Here is a 7,158-nt window from a genome sequence, read left to right on the forward strand (position 1 = left end):
AAGTTCCATCGTTCGAACCAGAACACCTGCATCAACCAGCGCCCGCTGGTTCGCATGGGCGACCGGGTCAACAAGGGCGACATCATCGCCGACGGTCCGTCGACCGAGCTCGGCGATCTGGCGCTCGGCCGCAACGTGCTGGTCGCGTTCATGCCGTGGAACGGCTACAACTACGAGGACTCGATCCTCCTGTCCGAACGCATCGTCGCCGACGACGTCTTCACCTCGATCCACATCGAGGAGTTCGAGGTCATGGCGCGCGATACCAAGCTTGGACCGGAGGAAATCACGCGCGATATCCCGAACGTCTCGGAAGAAGCGCTGAAGAACCTCGACGAAGCCGGCATCGTCTACATCGGTGCGGAAGTTCAGCCGGGCGACATCCTGGTCGGCAAGATCACGCCGAAGGGCGAAAGCCCGATGACGCCGGAAGAGAAGCTTCTGCGCGCCATCTTCGGCGAAAAGGCATCCGATGTGCGCGACACCTCGATGCGCATGCCTCCTGGCACCTTCGGCACCGTCGTCGAGGTGCGCGTCTTCAATCGCCACGGTGTGGAGAAGGACGAGCGCGCCATGGCGATCGAGCGCGAGGAGATCGAACGCCTCGCCAAGGACCGCGACGACGAGCAGGCCATTTTGGACCGTAACGTCTACGCGCGTCTTTCCGACGTGCTCGTCGGCAAGGAAGCGATCGCTGGACCGAAGGGCTTCAAGAAGGGCTCGACGCTGTCCAAGGATACGCTCGACGAGTATCCGCGTTCGCAGTGGTGGCAGTTTGCCGTGGAGAACGAAAAGCTCCAGAGCGAGCTGGAAGCGCTGCGTGGCCAGTATGACGATTCCAAGAAGGCGCTTGAACAGCGTTTCATGGACAAGGTCGAGAAGGTCCAGCGCGGCGACGAAATGCCTCCGGGCGTCATGAAGATGGTCAAGGTCTTCGTGGCCGTGAAGCGCAAGATGCAGCCCGGCGACAAGATGGCCGGCCGTCACGGCAACAAGGGTGTCGTGTCGCGGATCGTTCCGGTCGAGGACATGCCTTTCCTCGAGGACGGCACGCATGCCGATATCGTGCTCAACCCGCTGGGTGTGCCGAGCCGCATGAATGTCGGCCAGATCCTGGAAACGCATCTGGGCTGGGCATGTGCGGGCATGGGCAGGAAGATCGGCGAGCTGATCGACACGTACAAGGCGGCCGGCGACATCAAGCCGCTGCGCAAGACGCTCGAGAGCTTCATCCCGGCCAACGACCGCAACGAGCCGGTTCGTGACTATGACGACGAGAGCATCGTTCGCCTCAGCGAGCAGATGCGCCGCGGCGTCTCGATCGCGACCCCGGTGTTCGACGGCGCGCATGAGGCTGACATCAACATCATGCTGGAGCAGGCGGGCCTGCACAGCAGCGGTCAGTCGCAGCTCTATGACGGACGCACGGGCGAGCCGTTCGATCGCAAGGTGACGATGGGCTACATCTACATGCTCAAGCTTCACCATCTCGTGGACGACAAGATCCACGCGCGTTCGATCGGTCCGTACTCGCTCGTCACCCAGCAGCCGCTGGGCGGCAAGGCGCAGTTCGGTGGCCAGCGCTTCGGCGAGATGGAGGTCTGGGCGCTGGAAGCGTACGGCGCCGCCTACACGCTGCAGGAAATGCTGACGGTGAAGTCCGACGACGTCGCCGGCCGTACCAAGGTCTACGAGGCGATCGTGCGTGGCGACGACACCTTCGAGGCCGGCATCCCGGAGAGCTTCAACGTTCTCGTCAAGGAAATGCGGTCTCTCGGCCTCAACGTCGAGCTGGAGAACACCAAGCTCGACGACAACCCTGTCCGGCTGCCCGACGCGGCCGAGTAAGGCAATGGCGCGCCACGGCTGTCCGCGGCGCGCCTCGAGCATGATCCCGAAAAGTGGCTACCGGTTTTCGGACAGGATCATGCTCAACCAGGAAGAATTCGACGGCCAGTGGCCGACAAAGACGGCGGGCGTTTGGCTCGCGACTAGATGCAAGGGATCTTCGAGGATCCCGAAAAGGAGAACGGCATGAACCAAGAGGTCATGAATCTCTTCAATCCGCAGGCGCCTGCGCAGGTGTTCGATTCCATCCGGATATCGCTTGCCAGCCCTGAGAAGATTCTGTCCTGGTCTTTCGGCGAGATCAAGAAGCCGGAGACCATCAACTACCGCACCTTCAAGCCGGAGCGTGACGGTCTGTTCTGCGCGCGCATTTTTGGCCCGATCAAGGACTATGAGTGCCTGTGCGGCAAGTACAAGCGCATGAAGTACAAGGGCGTCATCTGCGAGAAGTGCGGCGTCGAAGTCACGCTGTCGCGCGTTCGCCGCGAGCGCATGGGCCATATCGAGCTGGCGGCACCGGTCGCCCATATCTGGTTCCTGAAGTCGCTGCCGTCGCGCATCGGCACGCTGCTCGACATGACCCTGAAGGACATCGAGCGCGTCCTCTACTTCGAGAACTACATCGTCACCGAACCTGGCCTCACCGCGCTGAAGGAGCACCAGCTGCTCAGCGAGGAAGAGTACATGATCGCCGTCGACGAGTATGGCGAGGATTCGTTCACCGCCATGATCGGCGCCGAGGCCATTCATGACCTCCTGGCCGGCATGGACCTGGAGAAGATCGCCGGCGACCTGCGTTCGGAACTGGCGTCGACCACCTCCGAGCTGAAGCAGAAGAAGTATCTGAAGCGGCTCAAGGTCGTCGAGAACTTCATGGAATCCGGCAATCGTCCGGAATGGATGATCATGAAGGTGGTTCCGGTGATCCCGCCGGACCTGCGTCCGCTCGTCCCGCTGGACGGCGGCCGCTTCGCCACGTCGGATCTGAACGATCTCTATCGCCGCGTCATCAACCGCAACAACCGCCTGAAGCGGCTGATCGAGCTGCGCGCCCCCGGCATCATCGTGCGCAATGAAAAGCGCATGCTGCAGGAAGCCGTCGATGCGCTGTTCGACAACGGCCGCCGCGGCCGCGTCATCACCGGCGCCAACAAGCGCCCGCTGAAGTCGCTGTCCGACATGCTCAAGGGCAAGCAGGGCCGGTTCCGTCAGAACCTGCTCGGCAAGCGCGTCGACTATTCCGGCCGCTCGGTCATCGTGACCGGTCCGGAGCTCAAGCTGCACCAGTGCGGCCTGCCCAAGAAGATGGCGCTCGAACTGTTCAAGCCCTTCATCTACGCCCGTCTCGACGCCAAGGGTTACTCCTCGACCGTCAAGCAGGCGAAGAAGCTGGTCGAAAAGGAGCGTCCGGAAGTCTGGGATATCCTCGACGAGGTCATCCGCGAGCATCCGGTGCTGCTGAACCGTGCGCCGACGCTGCACCGTCTCGGCATCCAGGCGTTCGAGCCGATCCTGATCGAAGGCAAGGCGATCCAGCTGCACCCGCTGGTCTGCACGGCCTTCAACGCCGACTTCGACGGCGACCAGATGGCCGTTCACGTGCCGTTGTCGCTGGAAGCGCAGCTTGAAGCCCGCGTGCTGATGATGTCGACCAACAACATCCTGCACCCGGCTTCCGGCGCGCCGATCATTGTACCGTCGCAGGACATGGTTCTGGGTCTCTACTATCTCTCGATCGTCAACCAGAACGAGCCGGGCGAGGGCATGGTGTTTGCCGACATGGGCGAACTCCAGCACGCGCTCGAGACCAAGGCGGTGACGCTGCACTCCAAGATCAAGGGTCGTTTCCGCACGGTCGACGCCGAAGGCAAGGTCGTGTCAAAGATCCATGACACCACGCCTGGCCGCATGATCATCGGCGAGCTTCTGCCGAAGAACGTCAACGTGCCTTACGAGACCGCCAACCAGGAGATGACCAAGAAGAACATCTCCAAGATGATCGACACCGTCTACCGCCATTGCGGTCAGAAGGAGACGGTCATTTTCTGCGATCGCATCATGGCGCTCGGCTTCAGCCATGCCTGCCGTGCCGGCATTTCGTTCGGCAAGGACGACATGCTGATCCCGGATGCCAAGATCAAGCTGGTCTCCGACACCGAGGCTTTGGCCAAGGAATACGAGCAGCAGTACAATGACGGTCTGATCACGCAGGGCGAGAAGTACAACAAGGTCGTCGACGCCTGGGCCAAGTGCTCGGAAAAGGTCGCCGACGAGATGATGGCCCGCATCAAGGCGGTCGAGTTCGAGGACAATGGCCGTCAGAAGCCGATGAACTCGATCTACATGATGTCGCACTCCGGTGCGCGTGGCTCGCCCACCCAGATGCGCCAGCTTGCCGGCATGCGCGGCCTTATGGCCAAGCCGTCGGGTGAAATCATCGAGACGCCGATCATCTCGAACTTCAAGGAAGGCCTGACCGTGCTCGAGTACTTCAACTCGACCCACGGCGCCCGCAAGGGTCTGGCCGACACCGCCTTGAAGACGGCGAACTCGGGTTACCTCACCCGTCGTCTGGTCGACGTGGCGCAGGACTGCATCGTCAACTCCGTCGACTGCGGCACCGACAAGGGCCTCACCATGCAGCCGATCGTCGATGCCGGTCAGGTCGTTGCTTCGGTCGGCCAGCGCGTGCTGGGCCGTACGTCGCTCGACGACATCACCCATCCGGTGTCGGGCGAGATCCTGGTCAAGGCCGGAACGCTGATGGACGAGCGTGACGTGGAACAGATCGAAAAGGCCGGCGTCCAGTCGGTCCGCATCCGCTCGGCACTGACTTGCGAAGTCAGGGTTGGCGTCTGCGCGGTCTGCTATGGGCGCGATCTGGCCCGCGGCACCCCGGTCAACCAGGGCGAAGCCGTCGGCGTCATCGCGGCGCAGTCGATCGGCGAGCCGGGCACCCAGCTCACCATGCGTACCTTCCACATGGGCGGTACCGCGCAGGTGGTGGACAGCTCGTTCCTTGAAGCCTCGTATGAGGGCAAGGTCGAGATCCGCAACCGCAACGTGGTGCGCAACTCCGACGGCCAGCAGATGGTCATGGGCCGCAACATGGCGGTGCTGATCCTCGACGAAGCCGGCAAGGAGCGCGCCTCGCACCGTCTCACCTATGGTTCGCGCATCTTCGTGGACGATGGTGACAAGGTGAAGCGCGGCCAGCGTATCGCCGAGTGGGATCCCTACACGCGTCCGGTCCTCACCGAAATCGAGGGCAGGGTGTCGTACGAGGATCTGGTCGACGGCATTTCCGTTCAGGAAACGGCCGACGAGTCGACCGGCATCACCAAGCGTGAGGTCATCGACTGGCGCTCGACGCCACGTGGCAACGACCTGAAGCCGGCGATTGCGATCCAGGACGCCAAGGGCAAGGTCGGCAAGCTGTCCAAGGGCGGCGACGCCCGCTTCCTGCTCTCGGTCGAGGCCATTCTTTCGGTCGAGCCGGGTTCGCAGGTTCGCCCCGGCGACGTTTTGGCGCGTATTCCGATGGAAAGCGCCAAGACCAAGGACATCACCGGCGGTCTGCCGCGTGTTGCCGAACTGTTCGAGGCACGTCGTCCGAAGGATCACGCCATCATCGCCGAGATCGACGGCACGATCCGCTTCGGCCGCGACTACAAGAACAAGCGTCGCATCATCATCGAGCCGCATGACTCGACGCTTGAGCCGGTCGAATACCTGATCCCGAAGGGCAAGCCGTTCCATCTCCAGGACGGCGATGTCATCGAGAAGGGCGACTACATCCTCGACGGCAACCCGGCGCCGCACGACATCCTGGCGATCAAGGGCGTGGAGGCACTTGCTTCCTACCTCGTCAACGAGATCCAGGAAGTCTACCGTCTGCAGGGCGTGTCGATCAACGACAAGCACATCGAGGTGATCGTTCGCCAGATGCTGCAGAAGGTCGAGATCACGGTGCAGGGCGACTCGACCTACATCCCGGGCGATCATGTCGACGTGATCGAACTGGAAGAGGTCAACGAGCGTCTGGTCGAGGACGGCAAGAAGCCAGCCGAAGGCCTGCCGGTGCTGCTCGGCATCACCAAGGCATCGCTGCAGACGCCGTCCTTCATCTCGGCCGCCTCCTTCCAGGAGACGACGCGAGTGCTGACGGAAGCTGCCGTTGCCGGCAAGACCGACATGCTGCAGGGCTTGAAGGAAAACGTCATCGTCGGCCGGTTGATCCCGGCCGGTACCGGCGGCACGATGAGCCAGATCCGGCGCATCGCCACCTCGCGCGACGAACTGATCATCGACGAGCGCCGCAAGGCCTCGGGTGCGGAAGTCGCCGAGCCGATGCTGGCCGACATGACCACCGCCGCGCAGTAAGCGCGGACGGCAACGATCTCAGGCAATAAGGCCGTCGGGGCAACCCGGCGGCCTATTTTTTTGTGCTATTCGGACACCCTCTCGAAGCGAAGCAGATCGCCCGGCTGACAGTCGAGATAGTCGCAGATGCGCTCCAGCGTGTCGAACCGGATACCCTTGACCTTTCCCTGCTTCAAAAGAGAAAGATTGGCCTCGGTGATGCCGACATATTCGGCCAGGTCCTTTGACTTCACGTTTCGTTCGGCGAGGACGACATTGAGCCTGACCCTTATGGGCATGAGCTGATCCTCATCAGATGAATTGCGCGTTTTCTTCGGCGAGTGCCGATGCCTCGGCCATGACCCAGGTGATGACAGCAACGATGCAAGCTGCCAGCAAGGTCAGCATCGTGTCGCTGTCGAGACCGAGCGTCAGCCGGTGCTGGCCGGCAGGCGCGTCCCAGCTGAGCAGAACGGACAATGCCGCCGCCGAAACCGGTTTCAGCAAGGCGGATGCCAGCAGGCCGAGGCCAAAGTATCGCAAATTGCTGATGGCGCCCTGACCGAAGAAGTTGCCGGACGCGAAAGCGCCGAAGCAGCGCCTTGCGGCCATGAGCGCGAAGACGAGGCAGGCAAGCGGCACGAACGAGATCGCGAACCCGACCAGTCTTCGACCGAGGCCAAGCTCGCTCAGCCATTCCTGTGGGATTTGCGCATCGGCCGCGATCGAACTGGCGGAGACGCTGAGCCAGTAGAACAGCAGACCGATGGTCAGCAATATGGCGAGGACGACAAAACACCTCGCCAGCACTAGGCTGAAAAGTCGGATGCGTCTCAATCTAAGCTGGCGGGCAGGATCGGCAGGGACAGCCGTGATGACAGGTTCAATCATCGCCGTTATCACTCCATCGCAATGAATTATCGTTTTACAATAATCTATTTATGCGCA

The 7,158-nt window shown here is 62.0% G+C and carries 4 protein-coding genes; 2 read left to right on the plus strand and 2 right to left on the minus strand.

Going from position 1 to position 7,158, the window contains the following annotated elements:
• Together rpoB and rpoC are read left to right on the plus strand one after the other, a co-directional pair.
• Positions 1 to 1,848, plus strand: a 1,848-nt coding sequence (gene rpoB / locus EN925_RS16125; RefSeq protein WP_128336703.1) for a DNA-directed RNA polymerase subunit beta, incomplete at its 5' end; no start/stop codon positions are given.
• A 186-nt stretch (positions 1,849 to 2,034) separates the two neighbouring features.
• Positions 2,035 to 6,231 carry a DNA-directed RNA polymerase subunit beta' gene (gene rpoC / locus EN925_RS16130; protein WP_013531415.1) on the plus strand — a complete coding sequence of 1,399 codons (4,197 nt, stop codon included), beginning with the start codon at positions 2,035 to 2,037 and terminating at the stop codon, positions 6,229 to 6,231.
• 65 nt (positions 6,232 to 6,296) lie between these two features.
• Here rpoC and EN925_RS16135 read toward each other — a convergent pair whose 3' ends face one another.
• The gene (locus tag EN925_RS16135) at positions 6,297 to 6,509 is read right to left on the minus strand and encodes a helix-turn-helix transcriptional regulator (protein ID WP_013531416.1); all 213 of its coding nucleotides are present in this window, start codon (positions 6,507 to 6,509) and stop codon (positions 6,297 to 6,299) included.
• Between the two features lie 13 nt (positions 6,510 to 6,522).
• Positions 6,523 to 7,101: a DUF2975 domain-containing protein gene (locus tag EN925_RS16140; RefSeq protein WP_063168071.1), complete on the minus strand. Its 579-nt coding sequence runs from the start codon at positions 7,099 to 7,101 to the stop codon at positions 6,523 to 6,525.
• Between the last annotated feature and the right edge of the window lie 57 nt (positions 7,102 to 7,158).

The sequence above is a fragment of the Mesorhizobium sp. M7A.F.Ca.US.006.04.2.1 genome, from assembly GCF_004022915.1.
Lineage (GTDB): Bacteria > Pseudomonadota > Alphaproteobacteria > Rhizobiales > Rhizobiaceae > Mesorhizobium > Mesorhizobium ciceri.